This window comes from Streptomyces sp. NPDC049970 (assembly GCF_040660235.1).
Classification (GTDB): domain Bacteria; phylum Actinomycetota; class Actinomycetes; order Streptomycetales; family Streptomycetaceae; genus Streptomyces.
On sequence record NZ_JBFALP010000010.1, the window covers coordinates 16,014 to 41,161 of the forward strand.

Annotated in this window: 23 protein-coding genes and 1 pseudogene; 3 read left to right on the plus strand and 21 right to left on the minus strand. The window is 70.9% G+C overall.

Going from position 1 to position 25,148, the window contains the following annotated elements:
- Positions 1–128: 128 nt before the first annotated feature.
- The 5 genes from AB0I83_RS19085 to AB0I83_RS19105 all read right to left on the minus strand — a co-directional run bounded on the left by AB0I83_RS19085 (position 129) and on the right by AB0I83_RS19105 (position 7,513).
- Positions 129–3,455: a LamG-like jellyroll fold domain-containing protein gene (locus AB0I83_RS19085; RefSeq protein WP_363305422.1), complete on the minus strand. Its 3,327-nt coding sequence runs from the start codon at positions 3,453–3,455 to the stop codon at positions 129–131.
- 513 nt (positions 3,456–3,968) lie between these two features.
- On the minus strand, positions 3,969–5,870 hold the full coding sequence (locus AB0I83_RS19090; RefSeq protein ID WP_363305423.1) for a rhamnogalacturonan lyase: 1,902 nt from the start codon (positions 5,868–5,870) through the stop codon (positions 3,969–3,971).
- Between the two features lie 37 nt (positions 5,871–5,907).
- Positions 5,908–6,243 carry a YkvA family protein gene (locus AB0I83_RS19095; RefSeq protein ID WP_363305424.1) on the minus strand — a complete coding sequence of 112 codons (336 nt, stop codon included), beginning with the start codon at positions 6,241–6,243 and terminating at the stop codon, positions 5,908–5,910.
- Positions 6,244–6,284: 41 nt separating this feature from the next.
- Positions 6,285–6,542, minus strand: coding sequence for a WhiB family transcriptional regulator (locus AB0I83_RS19100; RefSeq protein WP_356536175.1), 258 nt, complete (start codon positions 6,540–6,542; stop codon positions 6,285–6,287).
- A gap of 113 nt (positions 6,543–6,655) precedes the next feature.
- Positions 6,656–7,513: a helix-turn-helix transcriptional regulator gene (locus tag AB0I83_RS19105; RefSeq protein WP_363305425.1), complete on the minus strand. Its 858-nt coding sequence runs from the start codon at positions 7,511–7,513 to the stop codon at positions 6,656–6,658.
- A gap of 243 nt (positions 7,514–7,756) precedes the next feature.
- Between AB0I83_RS19105 and AB0I83_RS19110 the strand changes: the two genes are divergently transcribed.
- Complete coding sequence (locus AB0I83_RS19110) at positions 7,757–8,284, plus strand: ATP-binding protein (RefSeq protein ID WP_363305553.1); 528 nt, start codon at positions 7,757–7,759, stop codon at positions 8,282–8,284.
- Between the two features lie 19 nt (positions 8,285–8,303).
- On the opposite strand, the gene AB0I83_RS19115 is transcribed toward AB0I83_RS19110, so the two are convergent.
- The 6 genes from AB0I83_RS19115 to AB0I83_RS19140 form a co-directional block, all read right to left on the minus strand.
- On the minus strand, positions 8,304–8,987 hold the full coding sequence (locus AB0I83_RS19115; protein WP_363305426.1) for a ribonuclease H: 684 nt from the start codon (positions 8,985–8,987) through the stop codon (positions 8,304–8,306).
- 107 nt (positions 8,988–9,094) lie between these two features.
- Positions 9,095–9,592: a peptidylprolyl isomerase gene (locus AB0I83_RS19120; RefSeq protein ID WP_356536172.1), complete on the minus strand. Its 498-nt coding sequence runs from the start codon at positions 9,590–9,592 to the stop codon at positions 9,095–9,097.
- 170 nt (positions 9,593–9,762) lie between these two features.
- The gene (locus tag AB0I83_RS19125) at positions 9,763–10,311 is read right to left on the minus strand and encodes a lamin tail domain-containing protein (RefSeq protein ID WP_363305427.1); all 549 of its coding nucleotides are present in this window, start codon (positions 10,309–10,311) and stop codon (positions 9,763–9,765) included.
- A 343-nt stretch (positions 10,312–10,654) separates the two neighbouring features.
- Complete coding sequence (locus tag AB0I83_RS19130) at positions 10,655–10,888, minus strand: hypothetical protein (RefSeq protein ID WP_356536170.1); 234 nt, start codon at positions 10,886–10,888, stop codon at positions 10,655–10,657.
- A gap of 175 nt (positions 10,889–11,063) precedes the next feature.
- Positions 11,064–11,486, minus strand: coding sequence for a DUF6221 family protein (locus AB0I83_RS19135; protein WP_356536169.1), 423 nt, complete (start codon positions 11,484–11,486; stop codon positions 11,064–11,066).
- 177 nt (positions 11,487–11,663) lie between these two features.
- A complete protein-coding gene (locus AB0I83_RS19140) occupies positions 11,664–13,154 on the minus strand; it encodes an MFS transporter (RefSeq protein WP_363305428.1) in 1,491 nt (496 codons plus the stop codon).
- A 160-nt stretch (positions 13,155–13,314) separates the two neighbouring features.
- Here AB0I83_RS19140 and AB0I83_RS19145 point away from each other — a divergent pair, with 160 nt between their 5' ends.
- Entirely contained in the window at positions 13,315–13,767 is a 453-nt protein-coding gene (locus tag AB0I83_RS19145; protein ID WP_363305554.1) for a MarR family transcriptional regulator, read from the plus strand.
- Positions 13,768–13,902: 135 nt separating this feature from the next.
- On the opposite strand, the gene AB0I83_RS19150 is transcribed toward AB0I83_RS19145, so the two are convergent.
- The 9 genes and pseudogenes from AB0I83_RS19150 to AB0I83_RS19190 form a co-directional block, all read right to left on the minus strand.
- The gene (locus tag AB0I83_RS19150; protein ID WP_363305429.1) at positions 13,903–14,808 is read right to left on the minus strand and encodes a PfkB family carbohydrate kinase; all 906 of its coding nucleotides are present in this window, start codon (positions 14,806–14,808) and stop codon (positions 13,903–13,905) included.
- Positions 14,805–15,794, minus strand: coding sequence for a zinc-dependent alcohol dehydrogenase family protein (locus tag AB0I83_RS19155; protein ID WP_363305430.1), 990 nt, complete (start codon positions 15,792–15,794; stop codon positions 14,805–14,807). Before AB0I83_RS19155 ends, AB0I83_RS19150 begins: the two co-directional genes overlap by 4 nt.
- A complete protein-coding gene (locus tag AB0I83_RS19160) occupies positions 15,795–16,670 on the minus strand; it encodes a carbohydrate ABC transporter permease (RefSeq protein WP_356536164.1) in 876 nt (291 codons plus the stop codon).
- Positions 16,667–17,632 carry a sugar ABC transporter permease gene (locus AB0I83_RS19165; protein WP_356536163.1) on the minus strand — a complete coding sequence of 322 codons (966 nt, stop codon included), beginning with the start codon at positions 17,630–17,632 and terminating at the stop codon, positions 16,667–16,669. Before AB0I83_RS19165 ends, AB0I83_RS19160 begins: the two co-directional genes overlap by 4 nt.
- Positions 17,629–18,987, minus strand: coding sequence for a sugar ABC transporter substrate-binding protein (locus AB0I83_RS19170; RefSeq protein ID WP_356843812.1), 1,359 nt, complete (start codon positions 18,985–18,987; stop codon positions 17,629–17,631). The genes AB0I83_RS19165 and AB0I83_RS19170 overlap by 4 nt, the downstream gene beginning before the upstream one ends.
- 124 nt (positions 18,988–19,111) lie before the next feature.
- A complete protein-coding gene (locus AB0I83_RS19175) occupies positions 19,112–19,873 on the minus strand; it encodes a DeoR/GlpR family DNA-binding transcription regulator (protein ID WP_356536161.1) in 762 nt (253 codons plus the stop codon).
- A 657-nt stretch (positions 19,874–20,530) separates the two neighbouring features.
- Entirely contained in the window at positions 20,531–20,797 is a 267-nt protein-coding gene (locus AB0I83_RS19180) for a DUF4235 domain-containing protein (RefSeq protein WP_356536160.1), read from the minus strand.
- Positions 20,794–21,276 carry a DUF3618 domain-containing protein gene (locus AB0I83_RS19185; protein ID WP_363305431.1) on the minus strand — a complete coding sequence of 161 codons (483 nt, stop codon included), beginning with the start codon at positions 21,274–21,276 and terminating at the stop codon, positions 20,794–20,796. The genes AB0I83_RS19180 and AB0I83_RS19185 overlap by 4 nt, the downstream gene beginning before the upstream one ends.
- A pseudogene (locus AB0I83_RS19190) lies at positions 21,273–21,380 on the minus strand (phage holin family protein); the annotation flags it as partial. The gene AB0I83_RS19185 and the pseudogene AB0I83_RS19190, both read right to left, overlap by 4 nt.
- 252 nt (positions 21,381–21,632) lie before the next feature.
- Here AB0I83_RS19190 and AB0I83_RS19195 point away from each other — a divergent pair.
- Positions 21,633–22,418 (plus strand): SAM-dependent methyltransferase, encoded by a 786-nt coding sequence (locus AB0I83_RS19195; protein WP_356536190.1) that lies wholly within the window; start codon positions 21,633–21,635, stop codon positions 22,416–22,418.
- A gap of 19 nt (positions 22,419–22,437) precedes the next feature.
- On the opposite strand, the gene AB0I83_RS19200 is transcribed toward AB0I83_RS19195, so the two are convergent.
- Positions 22,438–25,140: a SpoIIE family protein phosphatase gene (locus AB0I83_RS19200; protein ID WP_363305432.1), complete on the minus strand. Its 2,703-nt coding sequence runs from the start codon at positions 25,138–25,140 to the stop codon at positions 22,438–22,440.
- Between the last annotated feature and the right edge of the window lie 8 nt (positions 25,141–25,148).

Consider the following 25,148-nt stretch of genomic DNA (forward strand, 5'->3'; position numbering starts at 1 on the left):
CCCGCGCCCGGTGTGACGGCCGCGGTGCGCCCCGCGCGGACGGTCGGCCGCACCGGACGAGCGCGCGGAGCTCCCGGCGGCGCGGCTCTCGCTGCGCACCGCCGGGAGCGGTCCTGCGGGGGTGCTCCCTACGGCTGTTCGCCGTCGTGGAGTGCGGTCACCTCCTGGTCGGTGAGCGCCTTGTCGTATACCTCGACCTGGTCGACGGATCCGTTCCAGAAGTCGGTGTTCCCACCCGACCACTTGGCGCGGCCCACCGCGAGGGAACCGGTGCTGACGTCGGCGGTGCCGGCGGCAGCGGTGGACGCGAGCTCGCCGTCGACGTAGAGCTTGATCTCGTCACCGCTGCGGACGCCGACGAGGTGGTACCACTGGCCGAGCTCGGGCTTGACCTCCAGCCTGGCCCGGTGGGCGCCGGGCGTGGAGAAGGCGAATCCGCCCTGTCCGTACTGCAGGTAGAACGGGTTCTCCTGGCGCCGTCCGTCCTGGCTGACGACGGTGGCGTAGTTGCCGGGGAGCGCGTCGAGCGATGCCCACGCCGAGACGGTGTAGTCGCCGGTGGTGTCGACGGCCGGACCGTCCGTCTCGGCGTACTGGCCCTCACCGTCGAACTTCAGCGCCGAGCCCTTCACTCCCGGCGCCCAGGACGTTCCCTCGGAGAGGGTGAGGTCCTTGTGGTTCGGGCCGCTGTCGGCGGCCTCGGTGCCCTTGTTCTCGTCGAGGGACCAGGAGGCACCTCCCTTGACCGCGTCCCGGTCTCCCGCGGCGGCACCGGCCGCGATGACCTCCTGGTTGATCTTGCGCACCTTGACGGGGTCGACCTTGATCTCGCGCCGGTCGTACGTCCAGAGCCCGTTGAGCTCGTTCTCCAGGTCGGTCACCTGCGTGTAGATGGAGCCGGAGAGTTCGGCGCCCGCCGCCGCAAGGTAGTGCGTGCGGGTGTTCTCGACGTACTTGGCGGTCAGGGCGTCCTTGTCCGCGACACCGCTGTAGATCGCGGTGGGGGCACCCGGCCACATGTGTCCGGGCATCCGGAGGGTGAAGCCGCCGTGCTCCCCGTCCATCGCCGCACGGTTCTCGTCCGGGAAGGCGGGATCGGTGTTGTTGTAGTCGTGGTGGTCGATGATGTCGCCCTTGCCGGAGTCACCCTTGGAGTTGCAGCAGTTGACTCCGCTGTGGGCGTTGACGACCCGCGAGGGGTCGGCGGCCTGGACCTTCTCGGTGATCTTCCCGGTCTCGGTGCGGTCCCACTCGCCCCAGCCCTCGTTGAAGACGATCCAGGCACCGATCGAGGGGTAGTTGTGCAGCTGCCGCATCATCTCGGCGCCCTGGTCGAGGAAGGCCTTCTGGCCCTTCTCGCCGGTGAGGTTGCCGGAGACGAAGTCCTGCCACACCAGCAGACCCAGCTGGTCGGCGTGGTAGTACCAGCGTGCGGGCTCGACCTTGATGTGCTTTCGGACGGAGTTGAAGCCGAGGTCCTTCTGCGTCTTCAGGTCGAAGACCAGGGCGGAGTCGCTGGGCGCCGTGTTCAGGCCGTCGGGGTAGAAGCCCTGGTCGAGCTGGGCGAGGGAGAAGAACGGCTTGCCGTTGAGCACCAGCTTCTGGTAGCCGCCGACCTCGGCGACGCCGAAGGAGCGCATTCCGAAGTAGCTGTCGACGGTGTCCTTGGAGCGGCCGTCCCGGAGGGTGACCTCCAGGTCGTACAGGTACGGGTCGTCCGGGGTCCACAGGTGCTGCTTGGCGACCGGGAGGCTCAGGTCGCTGCCGGCCGGGCCGGAGACGGTCCCGACGACCTTGCCCTTCCTGTCGCGGGCGACGGCGGTGACCTTTGCCGACTTCGAGGCGTTCTCGGAATCGACCTTCAGGACGAGCCGGCCCTTGTCGATGTCGGGCGTGGTCGTCAGGGAGTCGACCGCCGCGGGGGCGACGGGCTCCATCCAGACGGTCTGCCAGATGCCGGAGGAGGCGGTGTAGAAGATGCCGCTGGGGTTCGCGGACTGCTTGCCCGTGGGCTGGTCCGCTCCGGTGGTGTCGGTGACCGCGACGACGATCTCCTGGGGGCCGCTGCCCTTGACGGCGTCGGTGATGTCGGCGCTGAAGGCGGTGTAGCCGCCGGTGTGCTCGGCGACCTGCTTGCCGTTGACCCAGACCCGCGCCTGGTAGTCGACCGCGCCGAAGTTGAGCTTCAGCCGGTCCTCACCGCTCCGCTTGCCGACCGACCAGCCCTTGGGCACGGTGACGAGCTTGCGGTAGAACATGTGGTCTTCGTGGCGCTCGAGTCCGGAGAGCTGGGACTCCACCGGGTACGGCACGGTGATGCGCTCGTCGAGCGGCTTGCCGAAGGCCGGCTTCTCACCGGCGGTGGCTCCGGCGAACTCCCACTGGCCGTTGAGGTTCTTCCAGTCGTCGCGGACCTGCTGCGGGCGGGGGTACTCCGGCAGCGGGTTCTTGCGGTCGACCTTCTCGCCCCACGGGGTGAGCAGACGGTGCGTGGACAGGTTCTTCGCCCGGCGGCTGATCTCCGGGACGGTCTCGGCGCCGTTCTTCAGGCCGCCCTCGCCGTCGTACACGACCTTGACCTGCTGGCCCTTCTGGACGGCTGCGCCCAGGGTGACGACCAGTGCCTTGCGGTTGTTCGACGCCTTGACGACCGACTTCACCGGCATCGGCGTGGTGTCCGCCTCGACGGTGAGGTGGTCCTTCACGTCCTTGACGCCGCTGAGCTCGTGGTCGAAGGTCGCCTGGACCTTGAGACCGTTCTCGGCGACGCTCAGCGCGACCGGGTAGACCTCGAAGTCCGAGGGCGGCGTGAACGCCGACTCGGGCACGATCTGCTTGGCGAGCTTGTCGCTCGACCAGCGCAGGAACATGTTCGCCCCGCCGATGTCCTGGAACATCTCCAGCCGGAACGTGTGCTGCTCACCGGCCTTCAGCGTGACCGGCGAACTGGTCTGCTCCTTGTCCCAGTCCGGCTCCCAGTGGTCGATGACGGGCTTGTCGTCGATGAAGAGCCGGAAGCCGTTGTCCCCGATGGCGGAGAAGGTGTAGTCGCCGTCCGCGGGGGCCTCGATCTGCCCCGTCCAGCGGGCGGTCGTGTGCTCGGTGCTGCCGGTGGCCGACTCGAACGCCCCTGTCAGACCCGGAAAGTTGATCTCCGGGTCGAGCGCGGTCGCGCCGAGCTTCGCGAAGTCACGGGCACCCGGCGCCGACATGGCGAAGTACTCGCCCTTGAGGCCGTGGACCTCGGTGGAGGGATCCTCCTTCACGAACGCCGAGGCGGTGGCGGCCCCTTCGGCGGGAGCGGCGGCGGCGGCCGGGACCAGGGTGGCCCCGACGGGGAGCAGCAGCGCGGCCGTACAGGCGAGCGTTCTGAAAATCGTTCGGGGGCGGGCTAGTTGTCGTATCAAGGCGTCGTCCTCGTCGAAGAAGCCGAAGTGCTCCGGACCGCGAAGCACTGCACATAGTCGAACATTGAGCCACAGCCTCAAACACCTGACAACGGTCGTGCACACAGTATTTTCAACGATAGAAAATTCGCTGCCCCACCACCGGCCGCATCGGGAAGGCCGGAACCGGTGAGCGGCGGCCGACCGCCCACCGGGCTCCGGAGCCTGGCGCTCCGCTCCGCTACCGCGGGAGATCAGCAGGTCGCGCGGCCCACGTGGTGTTCGCCTGCGCGGCGAGCCGGTGGGTCAGCACCCCTCCCCGGGTGACCGGTCGGGCGTCCGTCCAGGATCTGTCGACAGTCCGCCCGTCGACCCGCACCGCGTCGATGTACGGATGTGTCGCATCCGCCTCCGGTGATCGGGTTCTCGGCCGAGCGTAGGCGCCCACGGCGTGCGAGGGAATGCCGTGGACGGATCCGACCGGTTGACGAGCGGTGAACGGACCTCGGGCCGGAGCAGCCCCGAGCCGGTCCGGAAGCGGCTCCGGGTCGGCCGGGCCCCGGACGGGGCCCGGCCGCGGCACTACGGCGTGGTGATGCTCGGCCGGGGCGCGGTCGCCATCCCCGCGCCGATGGCGAAGCTGGGATGCGGCGGCTGGTTGTAGGCGGTGTTCTGCCAGGCCAGCGCGGTCCGGTACATGGTGTCGTGGAGCAGCGTCGTGATCCTCGTGCCCGTCTCGTACGGCGTGGAGTAGATCCGCAGCGCCTTGTTGTCGGACGTCGGCCAGACGACCTCCTCGCGCCAGTCGCCGAGGAGGTCTCCGGAGATCGCCGGCGTGGCCTTGGTGCCGTTGCTGGAGTGTACGGAGGCGCCCGTCAGCTGGCGGGTGTCGGCGGACGTGCCGTACTTGTCGATGTGCGTGCCGTCGAGGAGCTCGCGCGTCGTGTCACCGTCCCACCAGGACAGGAAGTTCGTACTGGACGGCTTGCGGCCGGTGACCACGTCGCCCTTGGGCCCCCGGACACCGGAGGCGGCCGACGACCAGGACTCGGCGCCGGCGCTGCCCGACCAGATGTCGGCGGACACGCCGCGTCCGTTGTCGCCGCCGGCCGGGGTGGACCACAGGATCTGGCCGGTCTTCGCGTCGGCCATCCAGGAGGACGGCTTCGAACCGTCCTCGTCGACCTTGAACTCCTCGAGGCCGGCGCGGGAGGGGTCGAGATCGCCGACGTGCATCGCGTCACCGTGGCCGTTCCTCGTCGTCCACAGGCCGCTGCCGTCGTCGTCGACGGCCATGGAGCCGTACATGATCTCGTCCTTGCCGTCCCCGTCGGCGTCGGCGACGGACAGCTGGTGGTTCCCCTGCCCGTCGTACCCCTTGCCGGAGTTGGTCGAGCTGTTGGTGTCGAAGGTCCAGCGCCGGGTGAAGGCACCCCCTCGCCAGTCCCAGGCGGCGACGACGCTGCGCGTGTAGTAGCCGCGGGCCATGATCAGAGAGGGCCTGGATCCGTCGAGGTAGGCCGTACCGGCCAGGAAGCGGTCGACCCGGTTGCCGTAGGAGTCGCCCCACGAGGACACCGTGCCGCGCGCGGGGACGTAGTCGACGGTTCCCATGGCCGCGCCGGTGGTCCCGTGGAACATCGTCAGGAACTCGGGTCCGGACAGGATGTACCCGGAGGAGTTGCGGTGGTCGGCGGAGGAACTGCCGATCGCCTTGCCCGCGCCGTCGACGCTCCCGTCGGCGGTCTTCATCGCGACCTCGGCCCGGCCGTCACCGTCGTAGTCGTACACCTGGAACTGGGTGTAGTGCGCGCCGGAGCGGATGTTGCGCCCGAGGTCGATCCGCCAGAGGCGGGTTCCGTCGAGACGTATCCCGTCGACGACCGTGTTGCCCGTGTAGCCGGACTGGGAGTTGTCCTTGGCGTTGGTGGGCTGCCACTTCAGTACGAAGTCGAGGGCACCGTCCCCGTCCAGGTCGCCGACGGAGGCGTCGTTGGCCTCGTAGGTGTAGGCGACACCGTCGGGTGTGGTGCCTCCGGGCGGCGGGCTGACGGGTACGTCCTTGTATCCCGCGCGGAACTGGACCGCGTGCACGGAGTCGGCCTGCTCCACACCGCCGACGACCGACCGGACGGTGTAGTCGGCCGTGCTGGGCGCCCCGGAGTGGAAGTAGTTCGTCGAGGCGGTGACCGGCGACGCGTTGACCTTCGTACCCGCCCGGTAGACGTTGAACGACACGTTGTCGGCGTCGGTACCCAGCCAGCGCCAGCTGATGAGGTTCCCGCTGTCGGTGTGCACGCTCACGACACCGCGGTCGAGCGCCTCGGCCTGACGGGCGGTGGCGGCCTGTGAGGGCGGGCCGAGGGCGACGAGCCCGCCGGCGGCCAGCAGCCCGGCCGCCAGCGCGCCGGTCAGCGCACGGGCACGGGTGACACGGCGTCCACGGCGGGGGCGGGAAGGCGGGTGGGGAAGCAGAGGCTCCATCGGAGGCACCTTCTGGCAGGGGATGGCTTACGCCCCGTCAGTTGCTGCCCGACGCCGAAAGGTTGCCGCCCGCCTCCTTCGACGCCGCCGGCCGACCGCGCCCCGCCCCGGCCGCGTGCGCCGCCGAGTGGAGCGAGCGCAGGGCGAGCAGCAGGAATCCGATGTCGTCGAGGTAGACGGGATCCGGGACGAGGTCGACGGGCGAGATGGTGTAGATCATCGCGGCCCAGACGAGCGCCTTGTTCCGAAGGGGGATTCCCGCGTCGACGAGGAGCTTCCTGGCCCGGATCACACGCACCAGGAGCACGGCGGCGACAACCGCGGTGAGCAGCAGGGCGAGCCCGCCGACGACGAGCCAGGCCGAAGTGTCCATGGCTCATCGTCTCCCGGGGCGGTGGCCGGGGCCCGAAGGCCTCATCCGTGACTCCTGGCGTGCTGCCGGGCACGGCGGCGCTTCAGGGCGCGCCGCTCGTTCTCGTCCAGGCCGCCCCACACTCCGGCGTCCTGCCCGTTCTCCAGGGCCCAGTCCAGGCACTGCTCGCGCGCGGGGCAGGTCCCGCAGACCGCCTTGGCCTCCTCGGCCTGCACGAGTGCGGGACCGGTACTGCCGATCGGGAAGAAAAGATCGGGGTCCTCTTCGCGGCACGCCGCTTGGGTGCGCCAGTTGTCCATGTCTCTCACTCCTCTTCGAGGCGATGTGGATTCGCTGCGGTTGCACAACGAGCGGGTTCCGCACTCAGCACGTGACCGGCATCGGGCGATCGAAACCCCGGGAGGCCGGTCGTTCAGAGGTTCTGAGGGTGACGGCCCCCCGGCAGCGGCGTCCCGGGGTGCGGAGCCGCGGCGCACGCGCCGTCCAGCCGGATACGGAAGTCCGTGACCGCGGACACCTCGTCGATGACGTCCACACGGATCCCAGGGGCCGTCTCCAGGACCACCCGGTCGCCGATCTCGGGCGAGGGGACGCGCAGCAGGTGCATGGGCGGGACCCCGGTCATGAGGTGCGGTGGGAAGTCGAGAGGCACGGCCTGGACCGTGAGGTACTGCTGGTGCGCGGCCTCCTCCAGCAGCGCTCGCTGCTCGGACATCACTCCGGGGCCGCCGACCCGCGTGTGCAGGGCGGCGGCCGGGAACAGCGCCCAGAGCGTCGCACCGCGCGCCTTGAGCCGGCGCTGCCGCTCCCCCAGCAGTTCGACGCCCAGGTCTCGGCGTGCCGGGGGGTCGGCGGGCAGCAGCGTCCGGCGCAGGGCCGCCTCGTAGGCCGGGGTGCGCAGCAGTTCGGGGACCAGGGCGGGGTGCCAGGTCCGTACGAGCGCCGCGGAGGACTCGATCCCGATCACCTCCTGCTGCCACGGTTCCATCGCGTCCCGCCACCGGTGCCACCAGCCCGGCAGGTTGGCCGCCGTCAAACCCTTCATGATCGGCTCGGCCTCGGCGGCGGACGCCCCGTAGCACTCCAGGAGGACGCGGACCTGGCCGGAGTCCATCCCGGTCTCGGCGCGCTCGATGCGCCGTACGGTGGCCGGGTGGGCGCCCAGAGCGACGGCGGCCGTCTGGAGGGTGACGCCCGCGCGTTCCCGCAGCATCCGCATACGTGCGGCGAGGACGCGGTGCTCGACCGTGGGACCGGATCGAGGCCTCATACACGCACCTTCCTACGGGGCGACCCTCGGCACGCTCCGGCGCGGGAAACGCACGGAGAGCGCGGAGTCGGGGTCCGTTCACTCCGATTCCATGCAGATTCTTCGCCGATTACGAACTATTTAGACATTCTGTCGCTTGCAAAGTATGCGCTTTGCACGGAGAGTACGAACATGTCGGAAATATTCACGTGCGCGCGTCCGGCTCCGGAGGACTCGAGCGGGCGTAGCGCACACACCTGGTGGATTTCCCGTCTCCCCCGGGGCGTCCCGGAAGCCAGGCACCGTGTGCAGAAGGCGATGCGGAGCTGGGGAGAACCCGATGAGCGGATCGAGACGGCGGCTCTGGTCGTGACCGAACTGGTCACGAACGCGGTGCAGCACACCGCGAGCCGGCGCATCCGATGCCGTCTGCTGCGTTCCCCCGGCGGCGTGCGCATCTGCGTGTGGAACCGCAGCCGGCGGCGCGTGTCGGCGCTGCCGCGTCCAAGGGACCCGGCAAGGGGCTCCCACGCCCCACGTGCCCCGCTGCCGCGCCGCCCGGAGCCGCACGGCGTCCCCGACGACGGGCCTCACCCGGCGAGCGGCACGGGACCGGTCGAGGGCCCCGGCCCGGTGGCCCGCGTCGCCCCGGACGCCATGCCGGACCCCGGGTGCTTCGACCTCGCCTCGGTGGCCGAGGACGGCCGGGGGCTGATGCTCGTGGACGCTCTGGCGGCACGCTGGGGCACCCGCAGCAGCCTCTCCGGCCGGCTGGTCTGGGCCGACGTCTGAGCGACGGCCGCCACGCGCCTCAGGCGAGCGCGGTCCGGCACTCGGGGTGGCCCCAGCCGTCGGGGTTCTTCGCGATCATGTCCTTGGCCGCGTAGGGCTTTCCGCAGTGGCACCGGCCCGCGAACCTCGCCCGGATGGTCGATCCACCGGAACGCGACCGGCTCGCCTTCGCGCCCGTGGACGCCGTTCCGCCCTTGGTCGAACGGGCGGGTGCGGGCACGGGCATGTCAGTGGTGCCGTGCGCGGTTCCCACCGCCCGCTGCGAGACCGCGACTTCGCTCGCGGCCTGGTCGGCGAGCGCGTTGAGCGGATCCCCGTCCACCTGGTGTGCCGGGACGTGGCGGAAGGTGACGCTGCGCCCGCCCAGCAGTTCGTCGATGCCGGTCACAAGCTCCCGGTTGGCCACGGGCTTGCCCGCCGACGTCTTCCAGCCGTTGCGCTTCCAGCCCGGCAGCCACTTGGTCACCGCGTTCATCGCGTACTGCGAGTCCATGCGCACCTCGACGGGCACGGCCGGATCGGTCGACCTCAGCAGCTCGAGCAGGGCGGTGAGCTCGGCGACGTTGTTGGTGGCGGTCCCCAGCGGACCCGCCTCCCACCGGCGGGGCGTTCCCTGGCCGTCGGCCACGACCCACGCCCAGGCGGCGGGTCCCGGATTGCCCTTGGATGCCCCGTCACACGCGGCGATGATGCGCTCGTCCATGTCCTTGATCATGCCAGCCCGGAGGGCCGGGCCACGACCGGGGAACCCGCGGCAGCGCGCGGGGCCCCGGCCGGCGGTACGAACCGGCCGGGGCCCCGTCGCGTGCGTCAGAGAACGCCGGAGCCGGAGACGGCGATCTTGGCCTTCGGGGTGCCGTTCGGGGTGCCGTAGGACTCGATCTTCCGGACGAGCTCCAGACCGGCCTCGTCGGCGACCTCGCCGAACACCACGTGCTTGCCGTCCAGCCACGGGGTGACGACGGTGGTGATGAAGAACTGCGAACCGTTGGTGTTCGGGCCCGCGTTGGCCATCGAGAGCAGACCCGGCTTGTTGTGCTTGAGGGTGAAGTTCTCGTCGGCGAACTTCTCGCCGTAGATGCTCTTGCCACCGGTGCCGTTGCCCCGGGTGAAGTCGCCGCCCTGGAGCATGAACTCCGGGATGACACGGTGGAACGGGGAGCCGGCGTAGCCGTAGCCGTGCTCGCCCGTGGCCAGCGCACGGAAGTTCTCCGCGGTCTTGGGTGCTACGTCGTCGAACAGGTTGAACACGATCCGCCCGGCGGGCTCGTCGTTGATGGTGATGTCGAAATACGCCTTGATGGTCATGGGCCCATCCTGACATCACCGGCGGTCTCCCGGTGCACAGACCCCGCCCGACGGCCCTCGGGCCCTTGTGCACGGGCCCCCGCGCGGATGCGGCGCACCACGGGGAAGATCCGTGGTACGCCGCACCGGTCTCATTCAGGGGAAGCGCCGCATCCCCCTACGGGTGCCGTTCAGCGGTTGCCGCGGGGGCCGCCACCGTGGTTGTTGCCCTGGTGGCCGTTGCTGTTGCCACCGTGGTGGCCGTTGTTGTTGCCGCCGCCGTGCCGGCCCCAGGACTCGGAGTCGATCTTGCGCCCGCGGTTGTCGCGGAGCGTGGCGGTGTCCCGGCTGTCCCAGACGTAGTCGCGACGGTCCTGGTACACGTCACGTGAGGTGTCACGTCCGACCCCGGTGTGGACGCGGACCGAGGAACGGCCGGGGAGCCGCAGGTCGAAGCGGTACGAGCGGCGGCTCTCGTCGGTCAGCGTCCAGCCACGGAGGTTGACGGAGTGGCGGCTGGTGTTCGTGACGGTGACCCACTCGGCGTTCAGGCTGCGGTTCGAGCCGTTGTCGCGGCCGGGGCTGTCGTACTGGATCGCGCCGAGGACGACCGCCGAGCGCTGGGCCGGCCGGTTGTGGCCGTGGTCCCGGCCATCGGCCGAGGCCGGCAGGGCCGCTGCGGCGAGCAGGGCGCCTGAGGCGAGAACGGTGGCGGTGATCCGTCGTGCGGAACGGGACATGGAAACCCCTCATCATGCAGGCCCGGCAGGAAGGTGCCGGGAGTTTTCCGACCCCGGCGTCGGTGCCGGGAACGCAAACTTTGTCCGGCTTTCGTAGTGGCCGAAAGGTGCCCTGATGCATGTGACGAAGTACGGACATTTCTGTCACACACAACTGCACTCGGCACGGATTCCCTCGGTCGTAGACCTGTCAACCGTTGATCGCTGCACCGATCCGTTCAGGACGCCGACCCCCTGGTCATGGCGCCCCGTTCACTCCCGCCCCGCTCCCCCGGGCGCCCACGTCGGAATCACTCCGGTACGTGTAACAGAAGCGACAGCGCTTTCCTGGACAGAGGTTCCATTACCGCCTGGAAAGGAGTTCGCGCGTTCGAGCCTTCAGTACCCAACGGGACGGGGCGAGGCGGACGCGCTGCCCCCCGTTGGTGACCAGTGCGTTCACCGGCGCCATGGGGTCCGTGGCCATGGACCTGGCCAGCAGGACGCCGGCGGCCAGCGGGAGGAGGGCGACGGCGAGCGCCGTGCCGGCGGTGGTCAGGTGCTGGATGCGGGGGCGCGTGGGCGCGTCGGGGGCCATGGCTCCATTCGACCGGTGAAGGGCCGGGCCGGGATCGGCTGACGTACTCAGGCGCGTCACTCCACCGTACTCAGCCCGGCCGGGCCCGTACCCGCGTCCCTGCGCAGGGGACCCGCCGGCCGGGTCCGTGCCGGGTCCTGCGGCCCGGGGGACGTCCACCGGCCGGGCGACCGCCCTACCGCTGGTCGGCGGAGGGGCCCCAGTGGGAGAACCGGGGCAGCCACTTCACCCGGTAGTCGGGGTGCCCCGCGTGTTCGGCGGCCATCTGCCGGACGACGAAGCCGAGCCCGACGGCCCGGCCCGAGGGGAAGTCCTGGGCGGGGCGGTCGGTGTCCAGGGCGGCGATCTCCTCGTACTCGTCCAGGAGGACCCTGGTGGTCTCGATGCGGCGCAGGGTGCGCGCCGGGTCCTGGAAGGCGATGTGCCGGTCGTAGCCGCGCGAGCGCACGACGAACGCGATGCCGCTCGTGCGGTCGTGCACCTCGCCCGGCGCCTCGGCCGGCATGCGCCAGCCGTCCCCTCCCGCTTCCCGCGCGATGCGTTCCTCGTCGGCGAGGCGCGCCCGCACGAAGTGCAACAGGTCCGTGTTGTCTGCCATCTGGTTCCGAATCCTTCTCCGTCACAGACCGCGACGGAAGCACACGCACCGCCGCGGACCCGTTCTGCCCGACCAGCAGAGGATGCCTCACCTGCCCGCGGTCGGCACGGTTCACACCGGGCGCGTTCCGGATGACGGACAGCCCACCGGCTCCGAACGGACGGTTGCGGGCCGGGCTCACACGGCCGTGCGCCGTGCGCCGGTGGAGGTGTCGGGGGTGACGGCGTGCTGCTCGCCCTCGGGGCGGCCGGCCCTCGGCAGCAGGAAGGTGATCGCCACGAACGCGGTCAGCAGGCACGCCTGGACGATGAGCGCGTGGCGGAAGCCCGCGAGGAAGTCCCCGGCCCTGACCTGGGCGAAGAACACGGAGCCCAGGACGGCGACGCCGAGGGAGCCGCCGACGGCCTGCACCGCGGACAGGACTCCGGATGCGGAGCCGGTCTCCTCGTCGTCGACCGCGGCGAGGACGAAGCTGAACAGGGCCGCGATCACCATGCCCGCACCGATGCCCGAGACGGCGACCCCGGGGACGATGTCCCGGATCGAGAACGTGTCCGTGGTGAGGCCGTCGAGATCGGACCAGAGGAGGGCCACACCGGCGAGCTGGACCAGCGGGCCGATCTGGAGCACCTTGCGGCCGATCCTGTCCGCGAGGAAGGCGCCGCTGACCGCGCCGCCGATCGCCGTGCCCACCGCTAGCGGCAGATTGCCGAGTCCCGCGTCACCGGCGGTGAAGTGCTGTCCGATCTGGAGGTAGAGGGTGAGTACGAGCTGGGTGCCGACAAGCCCCGCGAAGAACAGGGCGATACCGCCGAGTCCGACGGTGAAGGCGGGCTTGCGCAGCAGGCCCGGCGCCACCAGCGGCCGGCGGCCCACCGCGACGGCACGGCGCTGATGCAGCGCGAACAGCCCGAACGCGACGGCCGAGGCGGCCAGGCACAGCCAGGTCCACAACGGCCAGCCCTCCTCCTGCCCCTGGTTCAGCGGGAGGACGAGCAGCGCGCAGGCCGTGGCGACCAGCGCCGCACCGGCCGTGTCGACACGCACTCCGCGATCTCCCGGCTTCCTCGGCAGGCACTTCGCGGCGACCGCCAGTGCGGCGACGCCGACGGGGAGGTTGACCAGGAAGACGGACCGCCAGCCCAGGCCGAAGAAGTCGCCCTCGACGAGGAAGCCTCCGAGGACCGGGCCGATGATGCCGCCGAGCCCGAGGACGGGACCGAAGATCCCGAAGACCTTGGTGAGTTCGGGGCCCGAGAAGTTCTCGCGCAGCAGGCCCAGGCCCTGGGGCAGGAGCATCGCCCCGGCGGCACCCTGGAGCAGCCGGAAGGCGATCAGGGACCCGATGTCCGGTGCCAGCGCGCACAGCAGCGAGGCGGCGGTGAAGGCTGCGAGGCCGGCCAGGAACATGCGGCGCCGCCCGTAGCGGTCGCCGAGCCGGCCGCCGAGCACCAGCCCGGCTCCCAGAGTGAGCGCGTATCCGCCGATCACCCACTGGAGACCGGAGGAGCCGGCACCGAGGGACTCCTCCAGCGCCGGCCCTGCGACGTTGACGATTGAGGCGTCCAGAAGATCCATGATCTCCGCGACGAGCGTCACCACCAGAACCAGCCATCGCCAGCGGTAGGGCTCCGTGGTCCCGCCGGTGGTCGGGGACGGGTCGCGCACGAGATACCTCCATCATGAAGTAATTCCACGATGAAGGTAAACTCGAGACGGTAGGTTGTCAAAGCGGCCCAGGGGGGCTGCTGCGCAGCAGGAGAGGAAGGTGGCGGCCGCCGTGGAGGAATCGACGCGCGACGACGTGGCGGCGCGGCGTGAGCGGCTGATGGAGGGGCTGAGGGTCTACGGCGGCCACTACGCCGAGCTCAGCCGGCGCTTCGCCTCCTGGCTGGGCCTCTACGCCACGGACGCGACGGCGGTACTGGAGATCGCGGCTGCCGAGGAGCGTGGCGCCCCACTGTCGCCGGCACGCCTGAGCGAGCGCATCGCCCTGTCGACGGGCGCCACCACCGCACTCCTGAACCGTCTCGAAGCGGCGGGGCACATCACCCGCACCCGCGAGCACTCCGACCGGCGCGTCGTCACTCTGCGCAGCGGCGCGCACATCCAGGAGCGGGCGGACGAGTTCTTCGGGCCGCTCGCCCACCGGCTGGACGCCACGATGGCCCGCCACCCACCGGGGCTCCTGGAGCAGTTCGAGTCCTTCGTCTCCGACCTGAACGCCACGATGGACACCCACTTCACCGAGCAGGGCACGGCGCCGGCCCGGCACCGGTGACCCGCCCGTCGCTCCCCCGTGGTGTCCCGCGGCTCGGCGCCGTCCGTTCCCCGCGGGTCCCGGGCCAGGGGCTGCAAGCGCCGTCCCGGTGAGCGACGGCCCGCGCGGCCGCTCACCGGGATCCCGGACATCCGGTCAGGGTGCGGACGGCTCCGTGCCGGCCCGCGCGCACACCGACGCGGCCACCCGGGAGGCGTAGGACAGCATGTCCCGCACCTCCTGCGGACCGGGTGCCGCCGCGAAGGAGCCGCTGGCCCCCATCCTGCTGAGCAGGCCGGCCGCGAAGGCGTCGCCCGCTCCGATGGTGTCGACGATGTCCACGGGGGTCGCCGGGACGGACACGGGTGGTTCGGCCGCGGTGTACGCCGTACTCCCCCCGGCGCCCCTGGTCAGCACGACCAGGCGTCCTCCGGCCGCCAGCTTCCGGCAGCTCTCCTCCGGATCGGCGCCGGGCCAGAGCCGCTCCATGTCCTCGTCGCTGGCCTTCACGACGTGGGCGAGGGAGCACAGTTCGCGCAGGGCCGCCGCGCCGTCGTCGTCGCCCAGCGTCCGGTCCCGGCGGACGTTGGGGTCCACCACCAGGAGCGAGTGCTCGGCGGCCGCGGCGGCGGTGGCCCGTACGGCCGACGCCGCCGGTTCCACCACTGCGGCGAGCCCGCCCACGTACACCGCGCCGAACAGGCCTGCCTGTGCGGAGAGGTCCGGCAGCCGGAACGTCGCCGTGTCCTGGAGGTGGAAGTGGTAGCCGGTCCCGCCGGCCCCGGGTTCCGCGACGGCAAGCGCGGTGGGGAGCTCGGAGCGCGCGCAGAGCGTGAGGTCCGCCCCCGAGTCCCGCAGCCGCTCCTCGATCGTACGGGCGAAGCCGTCGCCGCCCAGGCCCCCGGCGAACACGACGGGGGTGCCCAGCCGGCCGAGCCCCACGGCCACGTTGGCCGGGGCCCCGCCGAACCTGGCTGCCCGAACACCACCGTCCCCGCCCACGGGTACGAGGTCGATGAGCGCCTCACCGAGCACGAGGACGGCGCCGGGTCCTCCCGTCACGGCTCGACCACGATCTTGCGACCGATGCCCGCCTTGAAGCGGTCGATGGCCTGCGGGTACTGGTCGAGCGGCAGCCGGTCGCTGATGAAGACCGACGGGTCCAGGACCCCGGTGGCGAAGAGCGCCGCGGCGCGTTCGTAGCTGTGCAGCACCGCCATCGAGCCGGTGATGGTGATCTCCTGGTTGTAGATCCGGTACGGCTCGATGACGGCCGTGGTCGCGTAGTCGGCGACGCCGAACTGGAGGAAGGTGCCGCCCTTGGCCACACGTCCCAGGCCGTCCTGGATCGCACCCGCGTTGCCGGTCGCGTCGATGACGACGTCCCAGCCGCCGGGCCGGTCCAGCTCGTCGGCCCCGGCCGCCGACCGGGTGCAGCCGAGCAGGCTCGCCGTGGCAAGCCGCTCGGGGTTGACGTCGAGCACGTCCACACCGGCCGCGCCGGTGCGCTTGGCGAGCTCCAGCATCATCAGGCCCATCGTTCCCGAGCCGTAGATCAGCACATCGGCACCGAGGGTGCTGCTCAGCACGTCGTACCCCCGGACGGCGCAGGACAGCGGCTCGATCAGGGCCGCGTCCTTCACGTCGATGTGCTCGGGGAGCTTGACGCAGTTGGCGACGGGCGCCACGGCGTACTCGGCGGCACCGCCCGCGACGGTGACCCCGATGGCGGCCCAGCGCTCGCAGAGGTTGCCGCGCCCGCTGCGGCAGTAGCGGCACTCGTGGCAGTGCAGGGAGGGGTCGACGGCGACCCGGTCCCCGATGGACAGTTCGGTGACGTCCCGTCCGACGCCGACGATCTCACCGGCGAACTCGTGGCCGGGGACGAGCGGCAGGCTGGGCGCGAACTCACCCTGCAGGATGTGGAGATCGGTGCCGCACAGTCCGCACGAGGCGACGGACACGACGACTTCGCGCGGTCCGGGCGTGGGGTCGGGGACGGTGGTGACGGAGACCTTGCCGGGGGCTTCGACGATCGCTGCCCGCATCTACTTCACTGCTCCAAGGGACAGGCCCTGGACGAGTTTGTCCTGGGCGGCGTAGCCGGCGGCGAGCACCGGCAGGGACACGACGACGGACGCGGCACACAGCTGGGCCAGGAAGAGCCCCTGGCTGGTGACGAATCCGGTGAGGAAGACGGGTGCGGTCTGGGCCACGACGCCGGTGAGCACCCGGGCGAAGAGCAGTTCGTTCCAGCTGAAGATGAAGCAGATCAGCGCGGTCGCGGCGATGCCGGGCGCCGCCATCGGGGCGACCACCCGGGCCAGCACGGTCGGCAGCCGCGCGCCGTCCACCTGGGCCGCCTCGATGACCGACACCGGCACGTCCGCGAGGAAGGACTGCATCATCCAGACCGCGATCGGCAGGTTCATCGAGGTGTAGAGCAGGACGAGGAGCCAGATGTTGTCCAGCATCCCGGCGTTCTTCGCGAACAGGTAGACGGGGAGGAGGCCGGCGACGACCGGCAGCATCTTCGTGGAGAGGAAGAAGAACATCACGTCGGTCCACTTGCGTACGCGCCGGATGGAGAGCGCGTACGCCGCCGGGAGCGCCAGCAGGAGCACCAGGACCGTGGAGAAGAAGGAGGCGCCAAGGGAGTTGAGCAGCGGCGGCCAGGGGGTGACGCCGGTGTCGGCGCCGAAGAAGGTCCGGTAGCCGTCGAGGGTGAGCGGAGCGAAGAGGGAGGGCGGGTTGGTCGCGGCGTCCGGCTCGGCGTGCAGCGAGGTGAGCAGCATCCACAGCGCCGGCAGGCAGAAGGCGAGGCCCGCCGCCCAGGCCAGCAGGCCCAGGGCGGTGGAGCGGCGTTTGGCCCGCCGCAGCGTACGGGGGACGGACTCGGTGGCGGGTACGGTCGCGGCGGTCATGCGCGGTTCGCCTCCTCACTGAAGAGGGACGAGACGGTCCGCAGCGCGAAGGTGGCGATGATGATCGTGCCGATCACCACGACGACTCCCGCGGCGGACGCCAGTCCGTATTCGTGGGCCTGGTAGAAGGTCTGGTAGATCGTGTACGGGAGGTTGGCGGTTCCGAGTCCGCCGGCGGTGATCGTGAACACCGCGTCGAAGTTCTGCACGATGTAGACGGCGCCGAGCAGGACGCCGAGTTCGAGGTACCTGCGCAGGTGAGGCAGTGTCAGGTAGCGGAAGGTCTGCCAGGCGCTCGCACCGTCGAGGCGCGCGGCCTCGACGACCTCGGCGGGCCGGCTCTGGAGTCCCGCGAGCAGGATAAGCATCATGAACGGCGTCCACTGCCACACCAGCGCGGCGACGACCGCGAGCAGCGGCATGTCCGCGATCCAGTCCGGCTGGCTCGGCTTCGTGTCGCCGAAGAGTTCGCCCACCCAGCTGAGCGCGCCGTTGAGGAGGCCGTACTCCGGGTTGTACAGCGCGTGCTTCCAGAGCAGCGCGGCGGAGACGGGCACGAGGAGGAACGGTGTGATGAGCAGGGTCCTCACCATGCCCCTGCCGAAGAACGTACGGTCCAGGAGCAGTGCGAGGGCCAGTCCTATGACCACGGTGGCGATGACGACGCTCGCGGTCAGCAGGATCGTGGTGACGACCGAGTCGCGGAGAGCGGCGTCGGTGAAGACCGAGGCGTAGTTGTCGAGCCCGTTGAACGCGCGCTTGTCGGGGCTGAGGGAGTTCCAGTCGAAGAGGGAGATCACCAGGGTCGCCACGAACGGCAGCTGGGTGACGACGATCAGGAACACCAGGGCGGGCAGCAGCGGGGCCCTGGTGACCCAGGCCCGTGTGCCGGTCCGCTTCGGCCGGGCGGGGGCGGACGGCCGTGGTGGTGACTGCGGTGTGGTGCCGACTGCTGTGGTCATCGGTACTCCTTGGCAACCTGTTCGGCCAGCTTCTGGGAGGTGGCCAGCGCCTTGTCGACGGACTGGCGGCCCGCGATGGCGGCGCTGATCTCCTGCGCGACCCGGGTGCCGAGATCGGTGAACTCGGGGATGCCGACGAACTGGATGCCGGGCACGGGGCGTGCCTGGGTGCCCGGGTTCTTCGGGTCGGCCCGGGAGATGGCCTGCTCGGTGACGTCCGCGAAGGCGCCGGCAGCCTCGCGGTATGCGGGGTTGTCGTAGGTCGAGGCCCGTTTGCCGGCGGGTACGTCGGCCCATCCGCTGGTCTCGCCGACGAGCGACTCGTACTCCTTGCCCGAGGCCCAGGAGACGAACTTCCAGGCGTCGTCGGACTTCTTGGACGCCTTCTGGATGCCCCACGCCCAGGTGTAGAGCCATCCCGAGCTCTTGGTCCGTTCGACGGGCGCCGGTACGTAGCCGATCTTGCCCTTCACCGGGGAGCCGGCCGCCTCCAGCGAGCCCGCGCCCGCCGTGGCGTCGTACCACATGGCGGTCTTGCCCTGGGTCATGTTGTTGAGGCACTCGGCGTACCCGGACTGGGAGGCCCCGCGCTCCCCGTGCTTGCGCACGAGGTCCACGTAGAAGCGGGTCGCCTTCTTGAACTCCGGTGAGGTGAGGCGGGGTTCCCAGTCCTCGGTGAACCAGGTGCCGCCCATGGTGTTGACCACGGTGGTCAGCGGGGCGACGAGCTCGCCCCAGCCGGGCAGCCCGCGCAGGCAGATGCCCTTCATCCCGGGCTCGGTGCCGTCCGCCTCCGCCGCGAGTCCGGCGACCTCCTTCCACGTGGGGTTCGGGGGCATCGTCAGCCCCTTCGCCTCGAAGACGTCCTTGCGGTACATGAGGAAGGACGACTCGCCGTAGAAGGGTTCCGCGTACAGCCTGCCCTCGGCGGTGAGCGACTCCCGCAGGGGTTCGAGGATGTCGTCCTGGTCGAAGGCGGTGTCCTGCTCGGCATAGGTGTCGAGCGGGTGCAGCCAGTCGTTCGCCGCGAAGAAGGGCACCTCGAAGTTGCTGATGGTCCCGACGTCGTACTGGCCGGCCTGGTTGGAGAAGTCCTGGCTGATCTTGTCGCGGACGTCGTTCTCGGGGAGCACGGTGAAGTGGACCTTGATGCCGGTCTCCTTCGTGAAGTGCTCCGCGGTCAGTTTCTGCAACTGGACCATCTGCGGGTTGTTGACCATGAGCACGTTCAGCGCGTCACCTCCCCCGAAGGCGGTGCCGCCCGCTCCGGCGCACCCGGCGGCGAGGAGCGTCATGGCTGCGGTGCCCGCGACCGCACGCACGCGGGTCCCGCGGCGCCGTTGCTGGTGGGGCATAAGTTCTCCTGATCGGTCGTAGCGGCTCTTGCACCGGCGCCCCGGACCGGTGCGGGCATGGCGGGGCTTCCCACAGGCCTTCTGGGGGCCGGCGGGTTCGGCTGGGCTGGGGCCGGCCGTCGGGTCAGACGCGGATGACGTTCGGGCCGAGGAGGGAGTAGCGCTGGGCCTCCGCGGACGGCAGCCCGGTGTCGGTGACGATGGCCTCGAAGTCGCCGACGCCCGCGAAGCGGCAGAAGCTGACCGCTCCGAACTTCGTGTGGACACCCGCGAAGACCCGGCGCCGGGCGCTGCGCATGGCCTGCGCCTTGACCTCGCTGACGGCCGGGTCCGGGGTGGTCAGCCCGTACTGGCGGGAGATGCCGTTCGCACCGACGTAGGCCAGGTCGATGACGAAGTCGGCGAGCATGCGCGTGGCCCAGTGGTCGACGGTCGCCATGGTTCCGCCGCGGACGCGTCCTCCGAGCAGGAGCACGGAGGTCTTCTCGGCGTCCGCGAGGACCGTCGCGACGGCCAGGGAAGCGGTGACCACGGTCAGCTGTCTCTCACGGGGCAGGGCTTCGGCGATCAGCTGCGGGGTGAAGCCCTCGTCGACGAAGACCGTCTCGGCGTCACCGAGCAGATCGGCGGCGGCCGTCGCGATCCGTGACTTCTGCGGCACGTGGTGCGTGGTGCGCATCGCCAGCGTGGTCTCGAATCCGGCGCTCTCGACCGGATAGGCGCCGCCGTGCGTGCGGCGTACGAGACCGTGCTCCTCGAGGGTGTGGAGGTCGCGCCTGATCGTCTCCCGGGCCACCTGGAACTCCTCGGCGAGCCGGTTCACCTCGACCGAGCCCTCCCGTCGGGCCGTCTCGAGAATCCCTCGTCGGCGTTCCTCGGTGCCCACGACACCATCCCTGCTCTAGTACGGATCCGTCATGGCCCCGGCGTCCGTTCGGGCCCACGCATCATATGTACAAGCAGAATCGGCTGTTCGACCAGCTTCTTCGCGCCATGAGCTGTGCCCGTTCGCGCCCGTTTCCCTCCGCCACCCGGCCCTGGTGACCCGTGTTTCACCGGTCACCCGGGAGCGGGCTCCGCCTGTTTCGCCCGGGACGGCGCCCGTTTGGTGCCCGTAGACGGTCATGGAGCAGTGCGGGCCTCTAGCACAGCCATGCCGCGATCATGGACATAACGGCAGCTAGATGTCTCATTGCATCCTTCGTCGCCTAATTTCGGCCAGATACACGCGGGGCGCGGAGCCTCCGTCGGCGAGGGACCGGGCCGATCGGCGGCACCTGCCGCGTCCAGGCGCCGACCGACCCGGGGACGCGCGAAGGAGGCAGGCTTCGGCGGCAACGGCGCCCTGGGCGAGGTGGTCCCGGCGGCAGGCCCGGGGCGCGCACGGTGAGCGTGCCCGCGCACGGCCTGGTCGGGGTCACCTGACACCGGCGGGGCGCCCCACCCACACGGTGGGCCGCCCCGCGAAGGCCGCGATGCCCCGCCCCCGTCGGAGGGGGCGGGGCATCGCGGGCGAGCCGGATCCGAGGGCTCAGCTGGGGGATCAGCCCGGCCATACACCCGTCAGGCGTCGCGTACCTTTGGCCCCCGATCGGGTGACTGCCGCCTTGACCACGGCGAAGATCGCACCCTGGATGGCGGCGGCAAGCAGGATCTGCTGCCACGAACGGTCCTCGTCAAGGGCGTCGGGAGCATCGCCTTCGCCTTCGACGAGCTTCCACACCTGCTTGAACGCGGCGCCCGCGATCATCCCGCTGACAGCGCCGACTGCGAACCCGACGGGCTTGTAGGCGAGCCCGGCCCCCTTCATCGGTTTCGTCCGCGGTTGCGACGCACCAGCAGGAAGACCGTCAGGAGCGCACCGCAGGCAAGCAGCGGGGTGCGGTTGCCACGGGCGAGCGCCGCGGCGCGGTCCGCTTTCTCGACCAGCGGGTCGGGCATCCGCTTCACCGCGTACCGCCGTGCCCGGGACGCGCCCTCACACACCCGGGTGGCAGTCTGGGCCGCCGTCTCCAGAACGGGATCGGGCGTCCTGTCCTTCATCAACTGTGCGGCCTGGCCTGCCTTCTCACGCATCTGCCCGAAGGCCGGCGCGGTCTTCGCGGCGACCTGCTCCTTCACCGCTGAGGTCTTCTCCTTCGCCTGTGCCTTGATGTCTGTCCTGGCCGCCGGCGCCTCGACGGTCTGCCCGAGTTGGTCGCGCGTTCGCTCGACCTGCATGCGCAGTTCCTCGGGTGTGGTGGCGTCGGGGACGGGGGTGCCTATGTCGGCTCGCGCTTCGTCGTTCATCGGTGTGCCTTTTCCTTGATCTCGACCAGATCGGCCTGCACGCTGTCGATGGCCTGTTCGGAGGTGGGGACGCCGGCCCCAGCGATCTGCTTCCTGCCGGCCAGGAGCCGATCCGGTCGCTCGACCGTTCTGTCGCGCCGTGTCCGGAGCGCCCTAAAGAGGGGGCGTGCAGGCTTCGTCTGACCGGGTCGATGCCGTTCAAACGGGACAACCGCGTGCCGACACCCCGACCGGTCGCCGCGGCCCGCTGTCCCACTCCTGTTCCGACGCCTCAATGCCTGCCTCGGCGGCGGGAGTTGCTGTGGCAGACTTCGCAGGTGGAGCGGTTCATCCATCTGCTGCAACGGAGCGCGTTCATGACGACCGGGACACCTCAGCCCCCCATAGACACCAGCAGGCCCCACTCGGCGCGCGTCTACGACTCGCTGCTCGGCGGCAAGGACAACTACCCGGTGGACCAGGCGGTGGCCGAGCAGCTGCCCCCCGAGGCGAAGGCCGGGGCGTTCCAGAACCGCGCGTTCATGAACCGGGCGACGGCCTGGCTGGCCGCGGAGGGCGTCGGCCAGTTCCTGGACATCGGCACGGGGATCCCGACCGCGCCGAACCTGCACCAGATCGCCCAGGAGATCAATCCCGCGGCACGGGTCGTCTACTGCGACAACGACCCGATCGTCCTGCGGCACGCGGAGGCCCTCCTCGTGAGCCGTCCGGAGGGGGCCACCGACTACGTGCACGCGGACGTCCTCCAGCCCGCGACCATCGTCGAGGCGGCCCGCAAGGTCCTGGACTTCGACCGCCCCGTCGCTCTCTCGCTGCTGGGCCTGCTCCACTTCCTGCCCGACGACCTGGCCCCCGTGGACATCGTGCGCGACCTGACGGCCGCCCTGGCGCCCGGCAGCTACGTGGTCCTGTCCCAGGGCGCGTCGGACGTCAACCCGGAGCGGGGTGAACAGGGCAGGGCCGAGTACGGCAAGGGCGGTATCCGGCTCGCACTGCGCACCCGCGCCGGGTTCGCCCGCTTCTTCGAGGGCCTGGAGATCGTCGAACCGGGCCTGGTGACGGCCCCCGAGTGGTTCCGCGGGACGCCCGCCCCCCGGCAGGAGCTGAGCGGCGTCTACGTCGCGGTCGCCCGTATCCCGTAACGGCCCGAAGCAGGCCTCCTCACAGGGGCCCGTTCCCGTCGGACTGCAGGACCTGTTCCGTCCAGATGACCTTGCCCCCGTCGTCCGTGTAACGCGTGCCCCATCGCTCGGCCAGCTGGGCGACGAGGAACAGCCCGCGGCCCCCTTCGTCCGTGCTCGCCGCCTGGCGCAGATGGGGAGAGGTGCTGCTGCGGTCGGACACCTCGCAGATCAGCGTCCGGTCGCGGAGCAGCCGTACCCGGATGGGGCCGGAGGCGTAGCGGATGGCGTTAGTGACCAGTTCGCTGAGGATCAGCTCCGTAGTGAACGCCTCCTCGGCCAGATTCCACTCGGTCAGCTTGCCGGACACGTCGGCGCGTACCCGGGCGACCGCCGAGGGGGCGGAGGGCACCTCCCACTCCGCCACGTCCTCCGCGGCCATGCGGCGGGTGCTGCCGACGAGCAGGGCCACGTCGTCCCGGGCGCGGGCGGGCACCAGGGTGCGGAGGACGGCCTCGCAGGTCTCCTCCGGTGTCCGCTCGGGGTGGCCCGCCAACGTGCCGCGCAGCATCTCCAGCCCTTCGTCGATGTCGCGGTGGCGGTCCTCGACGAGGCCGTCCGTGTAGAGCACCAGCCGGCTGTGCTCCGGAAGCTGGACGTCGAGGGTCTCGAACGGCATACCGCCCAGCCCCAGGGGCGGGCCGCCCGGGACGTCGACGAACCGGGCGTCGCCGGCGGGGCTGACGACGACGGGCTGGAGGTGGCCTGCCCGCGCCATGGTGCAGCGCCCGGACACCGGGTCGTAGATCGCGTAGAGGCAGGTGGCCCCCGTGACACCGCCGCCCTCCGAGCCGTCGGCCGACTCGTCCTGGTCGATACGGGCGACCAGCTCGTCCAGGTGCCAGAGCAGCTCGTCGGGAGGCAGGTCGAGGGTGGAGAAGTTGTGGACCGCCGTGCGCAGGCGTCCCATCGTGGCGGCGGCGTGGAGTCCGTGGCCCACCACGTCACCCACCACGAGCGCGACCCGGGCGCCGGGCAGCGGGATGATGTCGAACCAGTCACCGCCGACGCCGCCGAGCCCTCCCAGCCCGGCCTGCGCGGGCAGGTACCGGTAGGCGGCGTCGATGGCGCTCTGGTCGGGAAGTCCGCGCGGCAGCAGGCTGCGTTGCAGGGTGACGGCCACGTTGTGCTCGCGCGAGTAGCGGCGTGCGTTGTCGATGCTCACGGCGGCGCGGGCGACGAGCTCCTCGGCGACGGACAGGTCCTCGTCCTCGAACGGCTCGGGGCGTTGCGCGCGCCAGAACATGGCCACGCCCAGGATGACGCCTCTGGCCCGCACGGGGACGGCGATCAGTGAGTGGAGGCCGCACTCGACGATCCGGTCGGCGCGTTCCGGGTTCTGCTGCTGCCAGCCGGAGCGCCGTTCGAGGTCGGGGTCGAGGACGGCTTCGCCCCTGAGGAGGCCGGCGCCGAGGTCCGTGCTCGGCATGAAGCGGACGACGGAGCCGAGCGGGTGGAGCCCGGTGTCGTCGCGGAGACCGCTGAAGGCGGATCGGCGCAGGCCGCTGGCGGTCGCGCCGGCGGAGGTCGGCTCCTCGCCGCGCAGCACGGCCTCGGCGAGGTCGACGGTGGCGTAGTCGGCGAACCTGGCCGTGGCGAAGTCGACCAGTTCCTCGCACGTCCGGATGACGTCGAGGGCGGTGCCGATCTCCGTGCCCGCGTCGTAGAGCAGCTTGAGCCTTCCGCGCGCCGTGGCGGCCTTGCCCGTCAGGGCCTGCAGCTCGGTGGTGTCGCGCAGGGTCGTCACGCTGCCGGGCGGCCCTCCGTCCTTGTCGGTGGCGCGCTGGCTCACGGCCAGGAGCCGGCCGGCCACGGAGTGCACCTCGTCGGTGGCGCTGCGTCCCGACGCCAGCAGCGTGGTGGTGACCTGGTCGAGTCCCAGCTCAGTGACCGGCGTGCCCTCGACGTCCGGGGGCAGCTTCAGGAGCCTGCGCGCCTCGTCGTTCGCCAGCAGCAGCCGCCCGTCGCCGCCGACGATGAGCACGCCCTCCCGCACCGAGTGCAGAACGGCGTCGTGGTGCTCGTACATCCGGGTCATCTCGGTCGGGCCGAGGCCGTGGGTCTGGCGTCCCAGCCGCCTGGTGACGAGGGCCGTGCCTCCCATGGTGAGCAGCAGGATCCCCGCGGCGGAGCCGAACAGGAGGGGGAACTGGTTCTCGACGACCCCGCTCACGCTCTTGATGGTGATCCCGGCGGACACCATGCCGATCACCTTGCCGTCGGCCCCGAACACGGGGACCACGGCCTGGATCAGCGGCCCGATGGTCCCGGTGATCTTCTCGGTGGAGACGCGGCCGTTCAGGGCGGGCCCGACGTCGCCGACGAACTTCTTTCCGATCCGGTCGGGCAGCGGGTGGGTGTAGCGGATGGAGTCCAGGTTCAGTACGACGATGAAATCGACCCCGGATCCCTTCCGTGCGGCCTCGGCCTTCGGCTGGAGCACGGCGCTGGGGTCGGGGCTGTCCAGGGCCGCTTCCATGCCAGGGGAGTTCGCGAAGGTCTCGGCGACGGCGACGGACCGGTTGTGGGCCTCGCGTTCGCTGTCGGCGCGGGACTGCAGCACGAGCGCCGCCACGGCCGCGGCGACGAGCAGCACCACGATCGCCACCTGCAGGAGAAAGACCTGACCAGCGAGGCTTCTCAATCCGAGAAACGAACGCGGGCGGCCGTCGCGTCCGGCCATGCCCCCCT

Bases quoted from the DNA above. Each gene is read 5' to 3' on its own strand.
- AB0I83_RS19090 (WP_363305423.1), bottom strand. From the start codon at position 5,870: ATGGAGCCTCTGCTTCCCCACCCGCCTTCCCGCCCCCGCCGTGGACGC.
- AB0I83_RS19095 (WP_363305424.1), bottom strand. From the start codon at position 6,243: ATGGACACTTCGGCCTGGCTCGTCGTCGGCGGGCTCGCCCTGCTGCTC.
- AB0I83_RS19100 (WP_356536175.1), bottom strand. From the start codon at position 6,542: ATGGACAACTGGCGCACCCAAGCGGCGTGCCGCGAAGAGGACCCCGAT.
- AB0I83_RS19105 (WP_363305425.1), bottom strand. From the start codon at position 7,513: ATGAGGCCTCGATCCGGTCCCACGGTCGAGCACCGCGTCCTCGCCGCA.
- AB0I83_RS19115 (WP_363305426.1), bottom strand. From the start codon at position 8,987: ATGGACGAGCGCATCATCGCCGCGTGTGACGGGGCATCCAAGGGCAAT.
- AB0I83_RS19120 (WP_356536172.1), bottom strand. From the start codon at position 9,592: ATGACCATCAAGGCGTATTTCGACATCACCATCAACGACGAGCCCGCC.
- AB0I83_RS19125 (WP_363305427.1), bottom strand. From the start codon at position 10,311: ATGTCCCGTTCCGCACGACGGATCACCGCCACCGTTCTCGCCTCAGGC.
- AB0I83_RS19130 (WP_356536170.1), bottom strand. From the start codon at position 10,888: ATGGCCCCCGACGCGCCCACGCGCCCCCGCATCCAGCACCTGACCACC.
- AB0I83_RS19135 (WP_356536169.1), bottom strand. From the start codon at position 11,486: ATGGCAGACAACACGGACCTGTTGCACTTCGTGCGGGCGCGCCTCGCC.
- AB0I83_RS19145 (WP_363305554.1), top strand. From the start codon at position 13,315: ATGGAGGGGCTGAGGGTCTACGGCGGCCACTACGCCGAGCTCAGCCGG.
- AB0I83_RS19155 (WP_363305430.1), bottom strand. From the start codon at position 15,794: ATGCGGGCAGCGATCGTCGAAGCCCCCGGCAAGGTCTCCGTCACCACC.
- AB0I83_RS19160 (WP_356536164.1), bottom strand. From the start codon at position 16,670: ATGACCGCCGCGACCGTACCCGCCACCGAGTCCGTCCCCCGTACGCTG.
- AB0I83_RS19165 (WP_356536163.1), bottom strand. From the start codon at position 17,632: ATGACCACAGCAGTCGGCACCACACCGCAGTCACCACCACGGCCGTCC.
- AB0I83_RS19170 (WP_356843812.1), bottom strand. From the start codon at position 18,987: ATGCCCCACCAGCAACGGCGCCGCGGGACCCGCGTGCGTGCGGTCGCG.
- AB0I83_RS19180 (WP_356536160.1), bottom strand. From the start codon at position 20,797: ATGAAGGGGGCCGGGCTCGCCTACAAGCCCGTCGGGTTCGCAGTCGGC.
- AB0I83_RS19185 (WP_363305431.1), bottom strand. From the start codon at position 21,276: ATGAACGACGAAGCGCGAGCCGACATAGGCACCCCCGTCCCCGACGCC.
- AB0I83_RS19195 (WP_356536190.1), top strand. From the start codon at position 21,633: ATGACGACCGGGACACCTCAGCCCCCCATAGACACCAGCAGGCCCCAC.
- AB0I83_RS19200 (WP_363305432.1), bottom strand. From the start codon at position 25,140: ATGGCCGGACGCGACGGCCGCCCGCGTTCGTTTCTCGGATTGAGAAGC.